The sequence below is a fragment of the Streptomyces sp. NPDC085944 genome (genome assembly GCF_040686295.1).
GTDB lineage: Bacteria > Actinomycetota > Actinomycetes > Streptomycetales > Streptomycetaceae > Streptomyces > Streptomyces salinarius.
Window position 1 is genome coordinate 56,383 of the sequence record NZ_JBFBJX010000001.1, and the last position, 18,802, is coordinate 75,184.

The 18,802-nt window shown below is 71.5% G+C and carries 18 protein-coding genes; 14 read left to right on the forward strand and 4 right to left on the reverse strand.

What is annotated here, in order from left to right; genetic code table 11:
• The first annotated feature begins 14 nt into the window (after window positions 1–14).
• Both AB0P07_RS00280 and arsB read left to right on the forward strand, forming a co-directional pair.
• On the forward strand, window positions 15–323 hold the full coding sequence (locus tag AB0P07_RS00280; RefSeq protein ID WP_365542981.1) for a metalloregulator ArsR/SmtB family transcription factor: 309 nt from the start codon (window positions 15–17) through the stop codon (window positions 321–323).
• Window positions 320–1,429: an ACR3 family arsenite efflux transporter gene (arsB, locus tag AB0P07_RS00285; RefSeq protein ID WP_365542984.1), complete on the forward strand. Its 1,110-nt coding sequence runs from the start codon at window positions 320–322 to the stop codon at window positions 1,427–1,429. The genes AB0P07_RS00280 and arsB overlap by 4 nt, the downstream gene beginning before the upstream one ends.
• 91 nt (window positions 1,430–1,520) lie before the next feature.
• Here arsB and AB0P07_RS00290 read toward each other — a convergent pair whose 3' ends face one another.
• Window positions 1,521–1,886 (reverse strand): metalloregulator ArsR/SmtB family transcription factor, encoded by a 366-nt coding sequence (locus AB0P07_RS00290; RefSeq protein WP_365542986.1) that lies wholly within the window; start codon window positions 1,884–1,886, stop codon window positions 1,521–1,523.
• A 286-nt stretch (window positions 1,887–2,172) separates the two neighbouring features.
• On the opposite strand from AB0P07_RS00290, the gene AB0P07_RS00295 reads away from it, so the two are divergent.
• The 5 genes from AB0P07_RS00295 (at window position 2,173) to AB0P07_RS00315 (ending at window position 7,412) form a co-directional block, all read left to right on the forward strand.
• Window positions 2,173–3,573, forward strand: coding sequence for an NAD(P)-binding domain-containing protein (locus AB0P07_RS00295; protein WP_365542988.1), 1,401 nt, complete (start codon window positions 2,173–2,175; stop codon window positions 3,571–3,573).
• A 611-nt stretch (window positions 3,574–4,184) separates the two neighbouring features.
• On the forward strand, window positions 4,185–5,549 hold the full coding sequence (locus AB0P07_RS00300) for an MBL fold metallo-hydrolase (protein ID WP_365542991.1): 1,365 nt from the start codon (window positions 4,185–4,187) through the stop codon (window positions 5,547–5,549).
• 35 nt (window positions 5,550–5,584) lie between these two features.
• Window positions 5,585–5,950 (forward strand): rhodanese-like domain-containing protein, encoded by a 366-nt coding sequence (locus tag AB0P07_RS00305; RefSeq protein WP_365542994.1) that lies wholly within the window; start codon window positions 5,585–5,587, stop codon window positions 5,948–5,950.
• A complete protein-coding gene (locus tag AB0P07_RS00310; protein ID WP_365542997.1) occupies window positions 5,947–6,690 on the forward strand; it encodes a sulfite exporter TauE/SafE family protein in 744 nt (247 codons plus the stop codon). The genes AB0P07_RS00305 and AB0P07_RS00310 overlap by 4 nt, the downstream gene beginning before the upstream one ends.
• 146 nt (window positions 6,691–6,836) lie before the next feature.
• Window positions 6,837–7,412, forward strand: a complete 576-nt coding sequence (locus AB0P07_RS00315) for a rhodanese-like domain-containing protein (RefSeq protein ID WP_365542999.1) — start codon at window positions 6,837–6,839, stop codon at window positions 7,410–7,412.
• 172 nt (window positions 7,413–7,584) lie between these two features.
• On the opposite strand, the gene AB0P07_RS00320 is transcribed toward AB0P07_RS00315, so the two are convergent.
• Both AB0P07_RS00320 and AB0P07_RS00325 read right to left on the reverse strand, forming a co-directional pair.
• Complete coding sequence (locus tag AB0P07_RS00320; protein WP_365543002.1) at window positions 7,585–7,866, reverse strand: metal-sensitive transcriptional regulator; 282 nt, start codon at window positions 7,864–7,866, stop codon at window positions 7,585–7,587.
• 547 nt (window positions 7,867–8,413) lie between these two features.
• Window positions 8,414–9,040: a hypothetical protein gene (locus AB0P07_RS00325; protein ID WP_365543005.1), complete on the reverse strand. Its 627-nt coding sequence runs from the start codon at window positions 9,038–9,040 to the stop codon at window positions 8,414–8,416.
• A 329-nt stretch (window positions 9,041–9,369) separates the two neighbouring features.
• Here AB0P07_RS00325 and hemL point away from each other — a divergent pair, with 329 nt between their 5' ends.
• The 7 genes from hemL to ccsB all read left to right on the forward strand — a co-directional run bounded on the left by hemL (window position 9,370) and on the right by ccsB (window position 17,298).
• Window positions 9,370–10,686: a glutamate-1-semialdehyde 2,1-aminomutase gene (gene hemL, locus AB0P07_RS00330; protein ID WP_365543008.1), complete on the forward strand. Its 1,317-nt coding sequence runs from the start codon at window positions 9,370–9,372 to the stop codon at window positions 10,684–10,686.
• Window positions 10,683–11,372, forward strand: a complete 690-nt coding sequence (locus AB0P07_RS00335; RefSeq protein WP_365543011.1) for a histidine phosphatase family protein — start codon at window positions 10,683–10,685, stop codon at window positions 11,370–11,372. The genes hemL and AB0P07_RS00335 overlap by 4 nt, the downstream gene beginning before the upstream one ends.
• Window positions 11,373–11,526: 154 nt before the next feature.
• On the forward strand, window positions 11,527–12,828 hold the full coding sequence (locus AB0P07_RS00340) for a hypothetical protein (RefSeq protein ID WP_365543014.1): 1,302 nt from the start codon (window positions 11,527–11,529) through the stop codon (window positions 12,826–12,828).
• A gap of 66 nt (window positions 12,829–12,894) precedes the next feature.
• Complete coding sequence (locus tag AB0P07_RS00345; RefSeq protein ID WP_365543017.1) at window positions 12,895–13,620, forward strand: TlpA disulfide reductase family protein; 726 nt, start codon at window positions 12,895–12,897, stop codon at window positions 13,618–13,620.
• Window position 13,621: 1 nt separating this feature from the next.
• Window positions 13,622–14,395 (forward strand): cytochrome c biogenesis protein CcdA, encoded by a 774-nt coding sequence (locus tag AB0P07_RS00350; protein ID WP_365543020.1) that lies wholly within the window; start codon window positions 13,622–13,624, stop codon window positions 14,393–14,395.
• Window positions 14,396–14,398: 3 nt separating this feature from the next.
• Window positions 14,399–16,159, forward strand: coding sequence for a cytochrome c biogenesis protein ResB (locus tag AB0P07_RS00355; RefSeq protein WP_365543023.1), 1,761 nt, complete (start codon window positions 14,399–14,401; stop codon window positions 16,157–16,159).
• Window positions 16,156–17,298 (forward strand): c-type cytochrome biogenesis protein CcsB, encoded by a 1,143-nt coding sequence (gene ccsB / locus AB0P07_RS00360; protein WP_365543026.1) that lies wholly within the window; start codon window positions 16,156–16,158, stop codon window positions 17,296–17,298. The genes AB0P07_RS00355 and ccsB overlap by 4 nt, the downstream gene beginning before the upstream one ends.
• On the opposite strand, the gene AB0P07_RS00365 is transcribed toward ccsB, so the two are convergent.
• Window positions 17,280–18,683, reverse strand: coding sequence for a condensation domain-containing protein (locus tag AB0P07_RS00365; RefSeq protein ID WP_365543029.1), 1,404 nt, complete (start codon window positions 18,681–18,683; stop codon window positions 17,280–17,282). The genes ccsB and AB0P07_RS00365 overlap by 19 nt on opposite strands.
• Between the last annotated feature and the right edge of the window lie 119 nt (window positions 18,684–18,802).

An 18,802-nucleotide genomic window follows, 5' to 3' on the forward strand; every position in this document is an offset into this window, starting at 1 on the left:
GAAAGTATCAGCGCATGCTGACTTCAGTCGACCCTGACGTGATCCGGGTGCTGGGCGATCCGCTCCGCCTTCGGATCGTGACCCTCCTGGCGCGCGAGACGCTCTGCACGACGCACCTGGTCGAGGAGACCGGAGCCAAGCAGACCAACCTCTCCAACCACATGAAGGTGCTGCGCGAGGCCGGGATCGTGGAGACCGAGCCCTGCGGCCGCTACACCTACTACAAGCTCAGGCCCGAGGTCCTGGCCGGCCTGTCCGAGCAGTTCGCCCAACTCGCCGCCTCCGCCCGCACCGCCGCCGAGAACAAGAGGGCCTGCCCGTGACCTCCACCGAGCCCACCACCCCCGCGCGGACCGGGGGCGGTGACGACTCGATCGTCAAGAAGCTCTCCACCCTCGACCGCTACCTGGCGGTGTGGATCCTCCTCGCCATGGCCGTCGGCCTCGGGTTCGGACGGGCCGTTCCGGGGCTGGACGACGCGCTCGCGAAGGTGGAGGTCGGCGGTGTCTCCCTGCCGATCGCGCTCGGCCTGCTGATCATGATGTACCCGGTCCTTGCCAAGGTCCGCTACGACCGGCTGGACGCCGTCACCGGCGACCGGAAGCTGATGATCTCCTCCCTGGTCGTCAACTGGGTCGTCGGACCGGCGGTGATGTTCGCCCTGGCGTGGATCTTCCTGCCGGACCTGCCCGAGTACCGCACCGGCCTGATCGTCGTCGGCCTGGCCCGCTGCATCGCCATGGTGATCATCTGGAACGACCTCGCCTGCGGCGACCGCGAGGCCGCGGCCGTGCTCGTCGCCCTGAACTCGGTCTTCCAGGTCCTGGCGTTCGGTCTGCTGGGCTGGTTCTACCTCGACCTGCTGCCCGGCCGGCTCGGTCTCGGCGACGGCGAGCACCTGGACATCTCGATGTGGAAGATCGCCCTGAACGTGGTCGTCTTCCTCGGCGTCCCGCTGCTGGCCGGCTTCCTGACCCGCCGGATCGGCGAACGGAGGATGGGCTGCGAGGGCTACGAACAGCGCTTCCTGCCGAAGATCGGGCCGTGGGCGCTGTACGGGCTGCTGTTCACGATCGTCGTCCTCTTCGCCCTGCAGGGCGGGACCATCACCTCGCAGCCGCTGGACGTCGCCCGGATCGCGCTGCCGCTGCTGGTGTACTTCGCGCTCATGTTCTTCGGCACCTTCCTCCTCGGGAAGGGCCTCGGGCTCGCCTACGACCGCACCACCACGCTGGCGTTCACCGCGGCGGGCAACAACTTCGAGCTGGCCATCGCGGTCGCCATCGCCACCTTCGGCGTCACCTCCGGCCAGGCCCTGTCCGGCGTCGTCGGCCCGCTCATCGAGGTCCCGGTGCTGATCGGCCTGGTCCACGTCGCGCTGGCCTGGCGAAGGAAGTTCGCCGCCGGCGCGGTGACGTCGGCGCCGTGACGCGGCACCCGGAGGTGGTGGCCCGCGGCCGGGCCGGGCTCGCCGCGGGCCACCTCCCGGGCCACCTCCGGCGGCCCGGCTCGGGCGGCCGTCAGCCGCGCAGGTCGAGCATCGCGGCCATGGCCGCCACCACGGACGGCGCGACCTGGTAGTAGACCCAGGTGCCACGCCGCTCGGAGGTCAGCAGGCCGGCCTCGCGCAGTTTCTTGAGGTGGTGGGAGACGGTCGGCTGGGACACGCCGACGTCCGCGACGTCGCACACGCACGCCTCTCCGCCCGGATGCGAGGCGATCTTGGAGAACAGGCGCAGGCGCACCGGGTCCGACAGCGCCTTGAACATGGCGGCCATCTTCTCCGCGTCCCTTCGGGACAGCTCTCCCGCGGTGATCGGCGGGCAGCACGGAACGACGTCACCGTCCGGCAAAACCGGAAGCTCCACGACCTCTGAATTCGACATGCGTCTATCTTGACACTCGTCGATGCGAGTGCCAAGCTCCGGGTCGTAGAGGGCATCGATAGGCATCGAATCAAGGAGGTCGTCGTCGCCACCGCCCTCCGCACCGCTCTCACCGCGGCCCGAGTCCGCCGCGCCGCCCGCCACCTGGCCGGCGTCAGTCTCTGCCGACAGCCGCGCCCGGGGCGGCGGCACCGCCGCCCCGGCCGCCGAACGCCGGCGGCACCCTGGCTGGCCGCCTTCGCCCACGCACGCTGACACCCTTCGCCCTTCGAGGAGACCGAGCATCATGAGCACCCAGCAGCTCCCTGTCGTCGTCATCGGGGCCGGCCCCGTCGGGCTCGCCGCCGCCACGCACCTCGTCGAGCGCGGTACCGAGCCCCTTGTCCTGGAAGCGGGCGGCCGGGCGGGCGCGGCCGTGCGTGAGTGGGGCCACGTGCGCCTGTTCTCCACCTGGGGCGAGGTCGTCGACCCGGCCGCCGAGAAGCTGCTGGCCCCCACCGGCTGGACGCGCCCCGACCCGGCGACGTATCCCTCCGGCGGTGAGTGGGCCGAGCAGTACCTGCAGCCGCTCGCGGACGCCCTCGGCGACAAGGTCCGCACCGGGGCCACGGTCACCGGTGTCTCTCGCGCCGGCCGCGACCGGACCGTCGACGCCGACCGGGAGCAGCAGCCGTTCGTCGTGCTCGTCGAGTACGCCGACGGCCGTGAGGAGCGTGTCCTCGCCCGCGCCGTGATCGACGCCTCCGGCACCTGGACCACGCCCGCTCCGGCCGGTGGCAGCGGCCTGCCCGCGCTCGGCGAGAAGGCGGCGGCCGACCGGATCACCTACCGGGTGCCGGACCTGAAGGACCCGGCCGTCCGTGCCCGTTACGCGGGCAGGCGCACGGCCGTCATCGGTTCGGGTGCCTCCGCCTTCACCGCGCTCGCGTACCTCGCCGAGTTGGCGGAGGCCGCCGACGGCGCGGGGACGAAGGGCATGTGGATCCTGCGCCGGGGGATCTCCGCGTCCACCTTCGGCGGCGGCACCGCCGACCAGCTGCCCGCCCGCGGGGCCCTCGGCCTCGCCGCGAAGGCCGCCGTGGACAAGGGGCACGCCGACGCGGTCACCGGCTTCCGCACCGAAGCCGTCGAACGAGGCGCCGACGGCCGCCTCGTCCTGGTCGGCGAGGACGGCCGCCACCTCGAACCGGTGGACGAGGTGATCGTGCTGACCGGCTTCCGCCCCGACCTCTCCTTCCTGGACGAGCTGCGCCTGGGCCTGGACGAACGCCTCCAGGCCCCGGTGGCCCTGGCCCCGCTGATCGACCCGAACCAGCACTCCTGCGGCACCGTCTACCCGCACGGTCGCCGCGAGCTCTCCCACCCCGAGCAGGGTGTCTACCTGGTCGGCATGAAGTCCTACGGCCGCGCCCCCACCTTCCTGGCCATGACCGGCTACGAGCAGGTCCGCTCCGTCGCCGCCGCGATCGCCGGCGACCTCGACTCCGCGGACCGCGTCGAACTCACCCTCCCCGAGACCGGGGTCTGCGGCGGCGCGGGCCTGTTCGACACCCCCGACGCCCAGCCGGCCGACGGCGGCGGCGGATGCTGTGCTGCTCCGGAGCCGCGGCTCGTGCAACTCGTCGCGCCCACGGCGGCGGGCACGGCTGCCGAGGAAGCACGGGAGGGCGGCTGCTGCGGTTCGTGACCGGCCCCGCCACCCGCGACAGCGGGGCCGCGACCGGACGGGGTGTGCTCGAAGGCCCGGCAGGGGCCGGTCAGGTGGTGGCGGGCTGTGCCGACGGACGGTCGACCGCCCGTTGCGTGCCAGCGCGGCGATCGACCCCTGCCGGGGTGTCAGGCGGATCCGAATGACCGCCGGGCCGGGTGACACGGGCTGCCTGGCCATGACCAGGACGGCCGAGGGCGCGACCTCGTGAACCAGGCCCGCCTGCCCCGGCAACCGCCGCCCGCCCGTGTCCCACCAGGGCCGCCGGCCGCCGGCACCGGCCGGGACGGAGCAGACCGCGTGCTCCGCAGTCACCGGGCCGCCGCGAGCGCGGCGCTGCGGCGCAGTGGCCACGGAGTCCGCGGGGGCGTGCGGCGACCACGGCGGCGTGCGGCGGCCACGGCGGCGAGGAAGGCGGCAGTGATCACCGCGGAGGAACTGATTCCTCTATACCCCGCCGGGTACCCGCAGGGCGCCAGGTGGCGCCTGAGCGGGATGGTTTCCACAGGCGGAATACCCCCCCAGGTATAGCTGTTATGGTAGGCATCAGATACCCCCCGGGGTAAATCGTCCGAGAGGAGTCGTGAGCCGTGTTCTTCGTCGACACCCTGGAGTTCGAGGGTCTGGGCAATCGGAGCTACCTGGCCGGCGGACCCAGTGCGGCGGTGGTCATCGACCCGCCGCGCGACATCGACCGGATCATCGCCGCAGCGGCCCGCCGCGGGGTGCGCATCGCGTACGTGGCAGAGACCCACGTACACAACGACTACGTCACCGGCGGCCTGGAACTGGCCCGCGTCACCGGCGCCCGGTACCTGGTTCCGGCGGGGGCCCGGGTGTCCTTCGACCGCACCCCGGTCGCCGACGGTGACACCGTGACGGTGGACCAGGGCCTGGTGCTGCGGGCGATCGCCACTCCCGGGCACACCCCGCACCACACCTCCTACGCCCTCGCGGAGGACGGACGCGGTGTGGCGGCGTTCACCGGAGGATCGCTGCTCATCGGTACCGTCGGTCGCCCCGACCTGGTCGAACCGCGACTGACCGAGCGACTGGCCCGAGCCCAGCACGCCTCCGCCCACCGCCTGGTCGAGGAGCTCGACGACGAGGTGCCGGTCCTGCCCACCCACGGGTTCGGCAGCTTCTGCTCCTCCTCCCAGGCCGAGGGGGACGCGACCACGATCGGCAGGGAGCGCAAGACCAACGACGCCCTGACTCTGGACGTGGACATCTTCGTCGCCCGGATGCTCGACGGCCTGGACGACGTACCCGCCTACTACGCGCACATGGGACCGGCCAACGCGGCGGGCCCCGCACCCGTCGACCTCACCCCGCCCAGGCGTGCGGACGCCGAGGAGATCGCCTCCCGGCTGGCCGCGGGCGAGTGGGTGGTGGACCTCCGCAGCCGCATGGCCTTCGCCGAGGGACACGTGGCCGGGTCGTTCAACTTCGAGGGCGAGGGCAAGCTCGCCACCTACCTGGCCTGGCTGATCCCGTGGGGCAAGCCCGTCACCCTGCTCGCCGACACCCCCGGGCAGGTCGCCGACGCACAGCGGGAGCTGGCCCGGGTGGGCATCGACCGCCCGGCCGCCGCCGCCACCGGCGACCCGGCCGGCTGGGTCCGCGCCGGCGAGGAGCTCGCCTCCTTCCCGCGGGCCCGTTTCGCCGACCTCGCCGGGGTCCGTGAGCGCGGCGACGAGGTGGTCGTGCTGGACGTGCGCCGGGACTCGGAGCGCGCGGGCGGCTACATCGAGGGCTCGGTCCACATCCCGGTCCACGAGCTGCACGGCCGTATCGGCGAGGTGCCGGAGGGGACGGTGTGGGTGCACTGCGCCGGCGGGATGCGCGCGGCGATCGCCGCCTCCCTGCTGGATGCCGCCGGACGCGAGGTGGTCGCCGTCGACGACGGCTTCGACGCGGCGGCGGATGCCGGGCTGTCACTGGTCGCCGGCTGATTCAGACCGTTCCCTCGCAAGGAAGGAAGCGTGTGATGTTCCTCTTTCGCCGAAACGGGCCCCGCGTCACCGTCGACGAGGCACGCAGCCGTACCAGCGGCGATCAGCCCGACGCCGTCCTGCTGGACGTGCGTGAGAAGCCCGAATGGACCGCGGGCCACGCTCCGGGCGCCGTGCACGTACCGCTGACGGAACTGGTCGCCGGTGCCGCCCTGCCCGACCGGGTGCAGGGGTGTCCGCTGGTGGTGATCTGCCGCAGCGGTCACCGCTCCCAGCAGGCGGCGAAGCTCCTCGCCGAGCGCGGAGCGCAGGCGGTGGACGTGGAAGGCGGCATGAACGCGTGGGCCGCCGCCGGGCACCCGGTCGTCGACGAACGCGGGAACAGCGGCCGGATAACGTGACCGTACTTGTTCTCGCCCTCGTCGCCGGGGCCGTCGTCGGTCTCGCCCTCGGAGCCCTCGGCGGCGGTGGCAGCGTCCTTGCCGTACCGGCACTGATCTACCTGCTCGGCTTCACAGCGGCCGCTGCCACCACCGCCAGTCTGATCATCGTCACCGCCACCTCCGTCACGGCCCTGTACGCCCACACCCGCGACGGGAACGTGGCGTGGAAGACAGGGGCGCTGTTCGCCGCGGCGGGCATCGTCCCCGCCTTCCTCGCCGGGTCCGTCGCCGGAAGCCTGCCCGAAGCCGTCCTGACGTCGGCGTTCGCCGTCATCGCCGCGCTGGCGGCCCTGCGCATGCTGCGTCCGTCCGCGGCCGCCCCGCCGGACCGGATCCGTCCCGGCAAGGCGGCCGGAGTCGGTGCCGGACTCGGCGCCGTGACGGGCTTCCTGGGAGTCGGCGGGGGGTTCCTCGCCGTGCCCGCCCTGGTGAGCGTCCTGGGACTGGCCATGCGGCGGGCGGTGGGCACCAGCCTGCTCGTCATCACGGTCAACTCACTCGCCGCGCTGGTCGCTCGCACCGGCACCGACGGCGGGCTCCACTGGGAGATCATCGGCCCCTTCACCGGAGCCGCGATCCTCGGCGCCTGGGACGGAAAACGGCTCGCGACGAAGATCTCCGGCACCACCCTTCAGAAAGTCTTCGCCGGCGTCCTGCTGGCGGTGGCGGCCTTCATGCTCGTCGACGTGATCGTCTGAACACGAAGGCCCTCAACAGCCCTACAACAGACACCGGGAGAGACACCCTGGCCGGCGCACGCATCTCGGGATCGCCTGCTGCCCGGCTCCGGTCTCCCGTCGGATCAAGCTCCACCACCACTTCCGCACCCGTAAGGACATCTGCCATGACCACACCCACGGCCCTCGCCACCGACGAGGCGCGCACCCGACTGCACGAACTGACCGTCATCGACGTGCGTACCCCCGCCGAATACGCCGGCGGTCACCTCCCCGGCGCGCTCAACATCCCCCTCGACCAGATCCGGCGCGCGCTGCCCGACATCCGGCACGCCGCCGAACGCGGCGACGTCCTGGTCGTCTGCGCCTCGGGCGCCCGCTCCGAGAACGCCGGCAGGATCCTCGCCGAGAACGGCGTCACGGCCGCCACCCTGTCGGGAGGCACCGGCGCCTGGGCGGCCGACGGCCACGAGCTGCACCGCCCGCAGGGCGCCTCACGTGCCACCTGGGGCATGGAACGACAGGTGAGGCTCACGGCAGGAGTGATCGTGCTGCTCGGCCTGCTGCTCGGGCTCGTCGTCCACCCGGCCTTCCAGTTGCTCTCCGCCGGCATCGCAGGTGGCCTGGTCTTCTCCGCCCTGACCAATACCTGCGGCATGGCCGCCATGCTCGCCAAGCTGCCCCACAACCGCCCCCGCGCCGCCGACCTCGACAACACGCTTGCCGCACTGCGCAACCGATGAGTCGCGCGAAAAGACGGGGGAGGGACCCGGAACCGGGCCCCTCCCCCGTCGCACGCCAGGCACGCGGCTGAGGGCGCACCATCCGGGGGCGGACGTCACTGCTCGCTTCGTCAGCGATCCCGAGTCCGCCCGGAGACTCAGGCGGATGGTCCGGACGCCGCGGTACCCAAGATCAGGCCAGAGAGAGGAACAGCTTCTCCAGTCGGGCACGCATCTGCTCCCGGTCGCCGGAAGCGGCCATGTCGGCGTCGGTCAGGCAGTGCTGCAGTCCGGTGGCGATGATCGCGAAACCGGCCCTGTCCAGAGCCCGGGACGCCGCGGCGAGCTGGGTGACGACGTCCTCGCAGTCCCGTCCCTCTTCGATCATCTTGATGACCCCGGCGATCTGGCCCTGTGCCCGGCGCAGCCGGTTGACCACCGTCCTCAGTTCCTCAGCCGCCATCGCCAGTTCCACAACCCACACTCCTTCGAGATACCCCCATGGGTACCCTGCGGAAGCGACAACCTCAGGCGGGCAAGGAGAAATTCCCTCGACCGCCTGCGCACCGCCGTGGGTGCCCTCAAGCCGGTCCGGCAAGGGCTGCCGACCCGCTTGCCCGGTCCGCCGTGTGCTGCGCGCTGGCACGTTGGTGACACAACGGACAACCGCCCTCGGCAAGGCGGTCGTTGCCAGTCCTGCCGTGTGGGAAGACGGCAGTCAGCCGAACGGCAGGCTCGTGGCGACGGCGCCCCATCGAGACGACGCCCCATCGAGACGACGCCCCGTCGTGGGGTGCGGCCCTCGCGTCGCGGCTCCGCCGACTGCACGTCCCGGACGTACAGATCGACTGTTGCCTGGTCCACTCGGATCCCGGCTTCATGCTCCGGTCGTCCACGCGCCTGCTGCCGTCCAGCGAGCCCCGATTCCGCAAGGCGACGTGCCCCGGCCGCCTGACGGCCCCTCCCCGGCACGAAAGAGGGCGGGCCCCGAAGAACCCGCCCGGCCCTGACGAAACCCCAGCTCAGGGCCACACCAGGCAGTACGGCTGATGCCCCGCGTCATGCAGCCGGTGCGAGAAGTCCTGCCACTCGTGCAGCAGCTGGTACACGTTGAACGCGTCCCGCGGCCCGCCCCGGTCGGGGACCGTCGACCAGATGAAGGCCGCCGCGCCGACCGCCTCCTCGCCGATGCCGCGCAGGGGGTCGACGACGGTCGTCGGGAGCTTCACGACCGCGTAGTCGGGGTGCAGGACGACCAGTTCCAGCGGGGGCACCTTGTGCAGGGGGACGCCCTCGATGCCGGTGAGGACCATCGCGGCCATGGTCTCCGGCTTGATCTTGGTGAACATGCCGTTCATCCCGAGCTCGTCCCCGCCCAGTTCCTCGGGGCGCATGGAGATCGGGACGCGGGCCGCGGTCGCGCCGTCGGGCGCGCCGAAGTACTTGTAGGTCACCCCCACCCGACCACCATTCCTGCTCCCCGCACCCAGCCGGTCGGCCCGTCCGGAGAGCCGGTCGGGCTCGCTCGGTGTGCCGTGTGCCTGACGTGCTTCGGACGCTTCCTCCGCCTCGCGTCGGTGCCTGCCCCGCCGGGCACGTCGAGGACCCAGGTCGTCGGTCCCCTCGCCCAGTCCGCCACCGCGATGCATATCTCCACCCGACTGCTTTTCTAGGACGCGTGGCCCCCGCCGCGCAACCCGATCATCGTGTCAGTGACCTCCCCCACGGCCGCTCGCCGAAACGTGCGGTGAAACATATGTACGTCATATGTCGGCCGTGCGTTCGCGGGACGGCCGACAGCCGCGCCCGTGCCGCCCCGAGGAGCTGCGTGGATGGGTTCCAGTCTGGCAGACGGCACGACGTTCGGGGCGGTTGTCTACCCTTGTCGAAGTCACCCTGGGCAACCAGCGGCCGAGCGGGACCCGCGCAGGGTCCGATACGTCGGAGAAGGTCGAGAAGGTCGGAGAAGTCGCAGGTCATGAGCGAACTGGCATATCCATACGAAGCACCGGCCTCGCAGGCTCTGTTCGACCGCGCGGCGGCCGTCACGCCCGGCGGCGTGAACTCCCCGGTGCGCGCCTTCCGCGCCGTCGGCGGCACGCCCCGGTTCATGGTGTCCGGCAGCGGGCCGTACCTGACGGACGCGGACGGGCGTGAGTACGTCGACCTCGTCTGCTCCTGGGGGCCGATGATCCTCGGGCACGCGCACCCCGAGGTGATCGCCGCCGTGCAGGAGGCGGTCGCGCGCGGGACGTCGTTCGGCACGCCCGCCGAGGGCGAGGTCGCGCTCGCCGAGGCGATGGTCGAGCGCGTCGCGCCGCTGGAGGAGGTGCGGCTCGTGTCCAGCGGTACCGAGGCCACCATGTCCGCCATCCGGCTCGCCCGCGGATTCACGCAGCGCACCAAGGTGATCAAGTTCGCCGGGTGCTACCACGGCCACGTCGACTCGCTGCTGGCCGCCGCGGGCTCCGGTGTCGCCACCTTCGCGCTGCCCGACACCCCCGGTGTCACCGGCGCCCAGGCGAGCGACACGATCGTGCTGCCGTACAACGACCTGGAGGCCGTGCACGCCGCCTTCGCCGCCCACCCCGGCGAGATCGCCTGCGTGATCACGGAGGCGTCGCCCGGCAACATGGGCGTCGTGCCGCCGCTGCCCGGGTTCAACCAGGGGCTCAAGGACGCCTGCGCGGCGAACGGCGCGCTGTTCGTGTCCGACGAGGTCATGACCGGCTTCCGGACCAGCCGCGCCGGGTGGTACGGGGTCGAGGGGGTCGTTCCCGACCTGATGACCTTCGGAAAGGTGATGGGGGGCGGGTTCCCCGCCGCCGCGTTCGGAGGGCGCGCCGACGTGATGGCGCACCTCGCTCCGGCCGGGCCCGTCTACCAGGCCGGCACCCTCTCCGGGAACCCGGTCGCCACCGCCGCCGGCCTCGCCCAGCTGCGGCTCCTCGACGACGCCGCGTACGAGAAGGTCGACGCGGTCTCCGCGCAGATCCAGTCGCTCGTGACGGAGGCGCTCGGCAAGGAGGGCGTCGCGCACACCCTGCAGACCGCCTCCAACATGTTCTCCGTGTTCTTCACCGACCGGCCGGTCCGCAACTACGAGGACGCCAAGGCACAGGAGTCCTTCCGGTTCACCGCCTTCTTCCACTCCCTCCTCTCGAGCGGCGTCTACCTGCCGCCGTCCTCCTTCGAGTCCTGGTTCGTCTCCACCGCCCACGACGAGCGGGCCGTCCAGCGCATCGCCGACGCCCTCCCGGCGGCGGCCCGCGCGGCAGCGGAGGCGACGGCATGAGCCACGAGAACGGCGAAGAGCTGACGGTCGTCCACGTCATGCGGCACGGCGAGGTCGAGAACCCCACCGGTGTCCTGTACGGGCGGCTGCCCGGCTACCACCTCTCCGAGCTGGGCCGGCGCATGGCTGAGCGGGTCGCCGAGCACCTCGCGCCCCGCGACGTGACGTACGTCGTCGCCTCCCCGCTGGAGCGGGCGCAGGAGACCGCGACGCCGATCGCCAAGACGCACGGGCTCGACCTCGACACCGACGCGCGCCTCATCGAGGCCGAGAACGTCTTCCAGGGCAAGACCTTCGGCATCGGCGACGGCGCGCTGCGTCGGCCCGCCAACTGGAAGCACGTGGTCAACCCGTTCAAGCCGTCCTGGGGCGAGCCGTACGTCGACCAGGTGGTGCGGATGAAGGGCGCGATCGACGCCGCCCGGGACCGGGCGCGCGGGCACGAGGCCGTGGTCGTCAGCCACCAGCTGCCCATCTGGATCCTGCGGTCCTACGTCGAGCGGCGGCGGCTGTGGCACGACCCGCGCAAGCGGCAGTGCACGCTGGCGTCCCTGACGACGTTCACCTACCGGGGCGACCGGATCGTCTCCGTCGGCTACACCGAGCCGGCCCGCGACCTCGTCCCGGCCCACCTCCTCGCGGGCGCCAAGCCCGCGAAGGGGCAGGGGAAGGCGTACGGGGCCTGACGGTCGCCCCGGCCACGAAACCCAGCCGGTTCGCCGCCGCGGAACCGTTTCTGTGTGTTCGCTGTTACCCAACCCGCACATATTTCCGGAACCCGTTCGTTCGTCGCGTCCTCTCACCTAGTGACCACCCAAGGACGCGACGAACGAGGTTGCGATGCGCACTACCAACCGCACTCTCACCCGCAGGGGGATACTCGGACTCGGCGCGGGGGCCGCGGCGGCGGTCGGGCTCGCGGGCTGCGGCACCGGCTCCCACCCCTCGTCGGACGGCTCGCACCAGGCCGGGGACGCCGGGAAGCCGTCGCCCTCCGGCAGCAGCAAGGCCCCGGCGAAGCCCATCGGCGACGGCTCCACGTCGTACACCGGCAAGCAGCCGCACCAGCCCGACGCGCCCGTGCCGCTGGAACCCGGCCAGACGCCGCCGCAGTTCGTCGTCTTCTCCTGGGACGGGGCCGGCGAGGTCGGCAACGGGCTCTTCCCGCGCTTCCTGGACCTCGCCCAGGAACACGGCGCGCACATGACCTTCTTCCTCTCGGGCCTGTACCTGCTGCCCGAGTCCAAGAAGCGCCTCTACGACCCGCCGAACAACCCGCGCGGCGCCTCCGACATCGGCTACCTCACCGACGAACACATCAAGGCGACGCTGAAGAACGTCCACCGCGCGTGGCTCGACGGGCACGAGATCGGCACCCACTTCAACGGCCACTTCTGCTCGGGCGGCGGCAGCGTCGGCAACTGGACGCCCGCGCAGTGGCGCAGCGAGATCGACCAGGCGAAGTCCTTCGTCAAGGAGTGGAAGACCAACAGCGGCTGGACCGACCTGCCCGCCCTGCCGTTCGACTACGACAAGGAACTCGTCGGCGGCCGCACACCCTGTCTGCTCGGCCAGGACAACCTGCTGCCCACCGCCCGCGAACTGGGCTGGCGCTACGACGCCTCCTCGCCCGGCGGCCGCCAGGTGTGGCCGGTGAAGAAGGACGGGATCTGGGACCTGCCGCTGCAGCAGATACCGTTCCCCGGCCACTCCTTCGAGGTCCTCTCGATGGACTACAACATCCTCGCCAACCAGTCGGTGAACTCGACCAAGGCCCCGTCGTACAACTACCCGGGCTGGCGCAAGCAGGCCACCAACTCGTACATATCCGGATTCAAGCGGGCGTACGAGACGAACCGGGCGCCCTTCTTCGTCGGCAACCACTTCGAGGAGTGGAACGGCGGCATCTACATGGACGCCGTCGAGAACGCCCTCAAGCACATCGCGCGGGAGAAGGAGAAGGGCGGGGACATCCGGCTCGTCTCCTTCCGGCAGTTCACCGACTGGCTGGACGTGCAGAAGCCGGAGGTGCTCGCGAAGCTCCGTACGGTCGAGGTGGGGCAGCGACCCGCCGGGGGCTGGAACGCCTTTCTCAAGGGCACGTCCTCCGCGGGCTCGACACCCCCGGGGAACGCCGCCTGAGATGCGGTTTTCCGCCCGCGAGGGGGGTGCGAAAGATCCCCGGAACGGACATGCGAAACTTTTCACATGAGTGCCGCCAGCCGCGCCCCCCTGCGCTCGAACCGCACGAACCGCACCGCCGACCGCACCACCGGCCACGCGTCCGGCCGTGCGTCCCGCCGGGGCCGGTCCCGCGTCCGTAGCCGGGCCGCCCTCGCCGTCGGCGCAGCCGCCGCGGCACTCCTCGTGTCCGCGTGCAGCTCCGGCGGCACCTCGGGCGGCGGCGGCCAGACGGGCTTCATCACCGGCTCGGACGGCATCGCGACCGCGAAGAAGGGCGAGCGCGCCGACGCCCCCGACCTCTCCGGCGAGACCGTCGACGGCGGCCAGGTCGACGTCGCCGACTACCAGGGCAAGGTCGTCGTCCTCAACGTCTGGGGCTCCTGGTGCCCGCCCTGCCGGGCCGAGGCCAAGAACTTCGAGAAGGTCTACCAGGACGTCAAGGACCAGGGCGTCCAGTTCGTCGGCATCAACACCCGCGACACCTCCACCGGCCCGGCCCGCGCCTTCGAGAAGGACTACGGGGTCAGCTACCCGAGCCTGTACGACCCGAGCGGCAAGCTCCTGCTCCGCTTCGAGAAGGGCACCCTCAACCCGCAGGCCGTCCCCTCCACGCTCGTCATCGACCGGGAGGGCAAGGTCGCCGCGCGCACCCTCCAGGCGCTCAGCGAGGAGAAGCTGCGCAAGATGCTCGCCCCGTACCTCGCCGACGAGTCCGACGGGTCCGCCGACTCCGCCACGTCGGAGAAGTGACGTGTCCGCAGCGATCACCCTCGCCGAGACGGCGGGCTACAACGACACGGTGTTCAGCGGCGCCCTGCTGGTGGCCCTCCCGATCGCCGTGCTCGGCGGCCTCGTCTCCTTCTTCTCCCCCTGCGTCCTGCCCCTGGTCCCCGGCTACCTCTCCTACGTGACCGGGGTCACCGGCACCGACCTCGGCGAGGCCCGGCGCGGCCGCATGGTCGCCGGCGCCTCCCTCTTCGTCCTCGGCTTCACCGTCGTGTTCGTCTCCAGCGGCGCGCTGTTCGGCTACTTCGGCCAGACGCTGCAGGAGAACCGGAGCGTGCTGACCGACATCCTGGGCGCGTTCATGATCCTCATGGGCGTGTTCTTCATGGGCCTGATGCCCTGGCTCACCCAGCGCGAGTTCCGCTTCCACAGGAAGCCGGTGAACGGCCTGGTCGGCGCCCCGATACTCGGTGCCCTGTTCGGCATCGGCTGGACGCCCTGCATCGGCCCGACCCTCGCCTCCGTGCTGGCACTCTCCGCCGACCAGGGCACCGCCGGCCGCGGCGCACTACTGACCGTCGCCTACTGCCTCGGCCTCGGCGTTCCCTTCGTCCTCGCCGCGGTCGCCTTCCGCAAGGCGCTCGGCGCCTTCGGCTGGGTCAAGCGGCACTATGTCTGGGTGATGCGCGTCGGCGGCGTCATGATGATCGCGACCGGCCTCCTGCTGCTGACCGGCGTGTGGGACACCCTCGTGCAGGACATGCAGACCTGGTCCAACGGCTTCACTGTGGGGATCTGACCGATGAGCACCACTTCGAAAACCACCCCCGGTACCGACCCCGGCAAGCAGCCGAAGGCCGACGGCGGCGACCAGGACCTCGGCGCCGCCGGCTCCCAGCTCTCCACCGCCCCGGCGGAGGAAGCCCCTAACCTCCCCTCGCTCGGCGTGATCGGCTGGGCCCGCTGGTTCTGGCGCCAGCTCACCTCGATGCGCGTCGCGCTGATCCTGCTCCTGCTGGTGTCGCTGGGCGCCATCCCGGGGTCGCTGATCCCGCAGGAGGGCATCGACGCCGTGAAGGTCGAGGACTTCCGCGACAACCACGACATCCTGGCGCCGGTCTACGACAAGCTCGGCCTGTTCCACGTCTACAGCTCGGTGTGGTTCTCCGCGATCTACATCCTGCTGTTCGTCTCCCTCATCGGCTGCATCGTCCCGCGCACCTGGCAGTTCGTCGGCCAGCTCCGCGGCCGTCCGCCCCGCGCCCCCCGGCGCCTGGACCGGCTGCCCGCCTACACCACCTGGCGCACCGAGGCCGAGCCGGAGGAGGTCCGCGAGGCCGCGCTGAAGCTGCTGAAGAAGCGCCGCTTCCGCGCGGACGCCGCCGGTGACGCGGTCGCCGCCGAGAAGGGCTACCTGCGGGAGGTCGGCAACCTCGCCTTCCACATCGCGCTGATCGTGCTGCTGGTCGCCTTCGCCTGGGGCCAGCTGTTCAAGTACGAGGGCAACAAGCTGATCCTGGAGGGCGACGGCTTCGCCAACACCCTCACCCAGTACGACGACTTCAAGTCCGGCAACCTCTTCGACCCGGACCACGACCTGGCCCCCTTCAGCTTCACCCTGAAGGACTTCCACGGCACCTACGAGGCGACCGGCCCCAACCGCGGCACCCCGCGGGTCTACGAGGCCAAGGTCACCTACACCGAGGGCGCCGACGGCGCCGAGAAGCCGAAGACCATCGAGGTCAACAAGCCGCTGGAGATCGACGGCTCCAAGGTGTACCTCGTCAGCCACGGCTACGCCCCCATCCTCACCGTCAAGGACGGCAAGGGCGACGTGGTGATGGACAAGCAGGCGGTGGCCCTGCTGCCGCTGGACGGCAACGTCACCTCCTCCGGTGCCGTCAAGGTCATGGACGGCTACCGCAACGCCGAGGGCGACAAGGAGCAGCTCGGCTTCAACGCCTTCTTCCTGCCGACCTACGGCGGCGCGGGCAGCGGCATGCGCTCCACCTTCCCGGCGCTGATCAACCCGATGCTCGCCCTCTCCGCCTACCACGGCGACCTCGGCGTGGACGCGGGCATCCCGCAGAGCATCTACCAGCTCGACAAGACCAACCTGGAAGAGTTCAAGGGCTCCGACGGCAAGCTCTTCAAGAAGCAGCTCAAGGTCGGCGAGACCATGACCCTCCCGAACGGCGCCGGCTCGGTCACCTTCAACGGCATCCAGGAGTGGGCCGGCTTCCAGGTCACGCAGCAGCCCGGCAGCGGCTGGGCGCTCGGCGGCGCCGTCACCGCCATCCTCGGCCTGGCCGGCTCCCTGTTCATCCAGCGCCGCCGCGTCTGGGTGCGGGCCGTGCGCGGCGCCGACGGCATCACCGTCGTGGAGATGGCCGGCCTCGGCCGCAGCGAGTCCGCGAAGGTCCCCGAGGAACTCGGCGACCTCGCCGGGGTCCTGTACGACCAGGCACCCGGCGCGCCCGGCGCGTCCGACGCGCCCGAGAACGACGACACCCCCGAATCCCCCGACACCCACGTCGTACCTGCCGAAGGGGCTGAGAAGTGACTCTCGCCGCCGCAACCGAGTTGGCCGCCGCGACCAACGAGCATCTCGCGAACGTCAGCAACACGCTGATCTACTCCGCGATGGCCGTCTACACCCTGGCCTTCTTCGCGCACATCGCCGAGTGGCTCTTCGGCAGCCGCAGCAAGGTCGGCCGCACCGCCGCCGCGCTCACCGCCACGAGCCGGGCCAAGGCGGGCGCCGCCAAGACAGGCCCGGCCGTCACCGTGAAGAAGGCCGGGGGCACCGCCGTACTGGAGCGCCCCGCGGTCGTCGTACGCGCCGCCTCCGGCTCCCGCGACGTGCCCGACGGGCCGGGCGCGCACGGCGGCACCGAGAAGGGCGACCTCTACGGGCGGATCGCCATCTCGCTCACCGTCCTCGCCTTCGCCCTGGAGGCCGGCGGTGTCCTCACCCGCGCCCTGTCGGTGAAGCGGGCGCCGTGGGGCAACATGTACGAGTTCAACATCACGTTCACGACGGTCGCCGTCGGCGTGTACCTCGCGCTGCTCCTCCTGAAGAAGAACATCCGCTGGCTCGGCCTGCCCCTGGCCACCACCGTCCTGCTCGACCTCGGCCTCGCCGTCACGGTCCTGTACACGGCGAGCGACCAGCTGGTGCCCGCCCTCCACTCGTACTGGCTGTACATCCACGTCTCGACCGCCATCTTCTGCGGCGCGGTGTTCTACGTCGGCGCGGTCGGCACCATCCTGTACCTCTTCAAGGACAACTTCGAGAGCAAGCTGGCCTCCGGCGGCACCCCCGGCCGGTTCGCCAGCTCCGTCCTGGACCGGCTGCCCGCCGCCGCCTCCCTCGACAAGTTCGCCTACCGCGTCAACGCCGCCGTCTTCCCGCTGTGGACCTTCACGATCATCGCGGGCGCGATCTGGGCGGGCGACGCCTGGGGCCGGTACTGGGGCTGGGACCCCAAGGAGACCTGGTCCTTCATCACCTGGGTCGCCTACGCCTGCTACCTGCACGCCCGGGCCACCGCCGGCTGGAAGGGCCGCAAGGCCGCCTACCTGGCCCTGGCCGCCTTCGCCTGCTGGATCTTCAACTACTACGGCGTCAACATCTTCGTCTCCGGCAAGCACTCCTACGCCGACGTCGGCCTCGGCGCCCTTCAGTCCGTGGGCTTCTGACCGACCGAGGTGATGATGTCCCGCAGCCGCTCGACGTACAGCCGCAGGTTCTTGTGGGCGACGTCGGTGTCCGGGTAGCGGCTGGCGAACCACAGGCCCTCCGGGAGTCGGGTGACCCAGGCGCACACCTGGTCGCCGTAGGAGACCCGCAGCAGCGCGTACGCCGTCCGGTCCGGCCAGCTGTCGGCGCCCGGGACGCCGCGGGCGTCGACGTACGACACGATCGAGTACAGGTCGGGCGAGGTCGGCCGGAAGTCCGTGCCGAGCAGGCGCAGCACCCGGTCGATCGGCATGCGGGACAGCCGCCGGTTGGCCCGGAGTTCGGCGTGCACAGTGCGCAGGGCGCCGGGGAAGTCGCGGGCCAGGTCCACCGGGACCTCGATCGGCGCGCCGCCCACGTACCAGCCGACGGACTCCGTCCACTGGGACCGCGAGCGGGTGTGGAAGGGCACGACGGTGCGGTAGACGGGCTCGCCCCCGATCTCGTGGACGATCAGCGCGGTGGCGGCCAGCACGCCGACGAGGCTGCCGCCGTAGGGACGGCAGTACGCCTCGAACGCGGCGGCGTCGGCCGCGTCCACCAACGGCTCGCGCAGCAGCCGCTGTTCGGGCAGCGCACTGCCAGGGGTCAGGCCCAGGTCGACGGGGAAGGACGGCAGCCGCCCGTCGCAGCGCCGGATGAACTCCCGCCAGCGGGCGACGATGTCGTGGTCGCCGTCGATCCGGTCCGCGTCCGCCCGCTCCGCCTCGCAGAAGTCGACGTAGGAGCCGACCCGGGGCTGCGGCACGGTCCGCCCCGAGACCCCCGCGGCGTACAGCTCGCCGACCTCGGCGGGGATGCGGTAGATGGAGTAGGCGTCGACGTTGCTGTGGTCGAAGGCCATGTAGACGCTGACCCCGTCGTCGCGGACGACCGCCGTGTAGATGAGGTTGGGCCAGCGCAGCGCGTCCGCGACCCGGTCGAAACGGTCCTGGAGGTGCCGGGCCAGGCAGGTGGCGTCAGTGAATTCGCCGACGTCCTCGCGGTGCAGGGTCACGGCGTCGGCGTCGAGCGTGAACCGCCGCATCGTGTCGCCGCTCTCGCCGCTCCACCGGAACCCGCTGCGCAGCGTCTCGTGGCGCAGGGTCCAGGCGCGCAACGCCTCCTGGAGCACGTCGAGGTCGACCGGGCCGGGGATGTCGAAGGCCGCGCCGAGCCAGGTCGGCACGAACAGGCCGTCCTCGCGCACCGACCGTGCCGTGCGGATGTGCGACTCCTGGATGTACGCGGGCGGTCGCGTGTCCTCGGGCAGCGCCGCCGCGATGTCGAGCGTGCCGGGGCTGAGCGTCCACTCGACGAGGCGCCCGGGACGGATCTCGCAGCGCTGGATGTCGGTCATTCGCACGAGGAGGTCTCCGTTCGCAGATGTACAGACCCGACCAAGGGAATGCCGTCTCCGCGACCGCGCACCGGGTGTGTCGACACTGTTCAACGGAACGGATGGCCTCTCGAACGCCGATACGC

Excerpts from the sequence above, each read along its gene's own strand:
- AB0P07_RS00280 (WP_365542981.1), top strand. The coding sequence starts at position 15 with ATGCTGACTTCAGTCGACCCTGACGTGATCCGGGTGCTGGGCGATCCG.
- AB0P07_RS00290 (WP_365542986.1), bottom strand. The coding sequence starts at position 1,886 with ATGTCGAATTCAGAGGTCGTGGAGCTTCCGGTTTTGCCGGACGGTGAC.
- AB0P07_RS00295 (WP_365542988.1), top strand. The coding sequence starts at position 2,173 with ATGAGCACCCAGCAGCTCCCTGTCGTCGTCATCGGGGCCGGCCCCGTC.
- AB0P07_RS00305 (WP_365542994.1), top strand. The coding sequence starts at position 5,585 with ATGTTCCTCTTTCGCCGAAACGGGCCCCGCGTCACCGTCGACGAGGCA.
- AB0P07_RS00315 (WP_365542999.1), top strand. The coding sequence starts at position 6,837 with ATGACCACACCCACGGCCCTCGCCACCGACGAGGCGCGCACCCGACTG.
- AB0P07_RS00325 (WP_365543005.1), bottom strand. The coding sequence starts at position 9,040 with ATGCATCGCGGTGGCGGACTGGGCGAGGGGACCGACGACCTGGGTCCT.
- hemL (WP_365543008.1), top strand. The coding sequence starts at position 9,370 with ATGAGCGAACTGGCATATCCATACGAAGCACCGGCCTCGCAGGCTCTG.
- AB0P07_RS00335 (WP_365543011.1), top strand. The coding sequence starts at position 10,683 with ATGAGCCACGAGAACGGCGAAGAGCTGACGGTCGTCCACGTCATGCGG.
- AB0P07_RS00340 (WP_365543014.1), top strand. The coding sequence starts at position 11,527 with ATGCGCACTACCAACCGCACTCTCACCCGCAGGGGGATACTCGGACTC.
- AB0P07_RS00345 (WP_365543017.1), top strand. The coding sequence starts at position 12,895 with ATGAGTGCCGCCAGCCGCGCCCCCCTGCGCTCGAACCGCACGAACCGC.
- AB0P07_RS00355 (WP_365543023.1), top strand. The coding sequence starts at position 14,399 with ATGAGCACCACTTCGAAAACCACCCCCGGTACCGACCCCGGCAAGCAG.